Annotated in this window: 1 protein-coding gene; it reads left to right on the forward strand. The window is 40.5% G+C overall.

Annotated features, from left to right (window positions below; genetic code table 11):
• Positions 1-42: 42 nt before the first annotated feature.
• Positions 43-1,626, forward strand: a complete 1,584-nt coding sequence (locus L1D50_RS22880) for a hypothetical protein (protein ID WP_239966923.1) — start codon at positions 43-45, stop codon at positions 1,624-1,626.
• Positions 1,627-1,866: the final 240 nt, after the last annotated feature.

Raw genomic sequence — 1,866 nt, forward strand, 5'->3', positions numbered from 1 at the left:
GTCATATTTATATTCTTCACCTTATAAAAAAAGGAAATAATCATGAAAAGTGTAATAGCGAAGCTCTCTTTACTATTCGTAAGTACTGGTACTTTTGCTACTGAATACAGCATTTTTCCAGATTGGCTAGTCAAAGATGAATGCACATTAACAGAGCCATTTCCTTTTCCAAACGACTTGACTCAGCTAAAACCCTACCCACTTGACGCATACAATAAATTAGTGAAGTCGTGTGAAGAGTTAAAGCCCGTAAAGCCTAATGAATCGCAGAAGCTTGATTATTTGGATCACCGATACGCACTATTTTCATGGCTGAGCTTTACCGCACTAAACAGGCAATTGGACGAAAACTATAAGCTCACGCAAAATAATATAAAAGTGTGTGAAGCCGATTCAGGCGCCAACTGCCCGCTTCCACTTTGGATAAACTGGCGTGAAACCGAGACTATTTTCACAGCAGATGCAGCGCCTCCAAAAAACTGGGAAATATCCAAAAACTTCGCCATGATGCAGCCTTTATCTGCAGTGGAGCAAGTTGCGCCCAAAAATACACCGAAAAAACAGGCAATTTTAACTGACCAAAAAAACAACCCTGTATATTATCAGAAGTTTGTTAGTCCCTATGTATTCAATTTTATTACCAAAAATAAACTATATAGCATAGATGGCCAAATTGAATTCGCGAATAACCCAACTTATAGTTGGGCATGCAAAAGCCAGAGCGCGAGTAGCATGTGCATCAACATGAATACGATTGGCTTTTTAGCGTGTTCCAGTGGTTCCTCATTACCCACTTGTAACTTGCCACAAGACCTGACCAATTTTGACCCTAAGCCGCCAGGCCTTGCTATCGAGATAAAGGTAGCGTGGAAAATACTCAATGAGTCTGATGATCCGAGTAAGTACATTCGCGCAACACTGCCCGTAAAACGCTACCACCAAATACAAAGTGGTGAAACAGGCTCATTTAAAGTCGAAGAACAAGAAGTTGGCGTAGTTGGATTTCACATAATGCAGAAAACCGGCACATCTAGTAATTGGATTTACGCAACCTTTTCACATCAGGATAATGTTTGGGGCAACTCTCCAACCTTTTTCGATAAGCAATGTCCAACATGCGCAATCAATCACCCAGTAGGAGGCACTAAGCCTACTCAAGTGGTTCGATTGGAACAAATATCACCGGTTGTTGAAAAAGTGAATCAGCATATTTCTAAGCTATTCAAACAAGAAAACGCTGTTCTGCAATATTACAAACTAATTGGTACGCAGTATTCAACTAATAACAGCAGTAAGCCAATGACTGATATTAATGGCCAACCAAGTGATACAATTGAAACCAAGCTCACCAATTATTCAGGTGGATTGCCCCACCCTGTTTATCTAACTAATGAGGTGATTGAGACATTTTTACAACTAGGAAATCAGCCATTAGGTAAACAAGAAGCGCTTTATTATAAAAGCTCCTCTTGCATGAATTGTCATGCAGCAGGCGGGATCGCAACCGACTGTGATAAGAATACCGGCAAACCGATATTTACACCACGTACAGCAGATTTCTCTTTTATATATCATGATGCAAAGGCACAGTTTAAGGAGCAAAACTGTATCAAAGAGGAGCCCTGAGGTTTGGGGTTAGCTGCCTAAGCTGATGTGTATTTCTGTGAGCTGCAATGAACACTTGCAGCCTCAACCGCATAATACCAGTTGCATTAAGTAAATGATCTATCTTGAAGCGGGGAAATAGCTTTAGTAGCACCGCTCTCGCGTCCTGCTACCGCTAAGGTACCTATATCCATATAGGCAAGGCAAAAATTTTGCTATTTAGTTGTTCTAAATGAGAAATTTTTAACGAAGCTAATATGC

Origin of the sequence: Pseudoalteromonas sp. Isolate6 (assembly GCF_022398435.1) — a bacterium.
GTDB lineage: Bacteria > Pseudomonadota > Gammaproteobacteria > Enterobacterales > Alteromonadaceae > Pseudoalteromonas > Pseudoalteromonas galatheae.

Coding starts and splice junctions, on each gene's coding strand:
- L1D50_RS22880 (WP_239966923.1), top strand. CDS start 43: ATGAAAAGTGTAATAGCGAAGCTCTCTTTACTATTCGTAAGTACTGGT.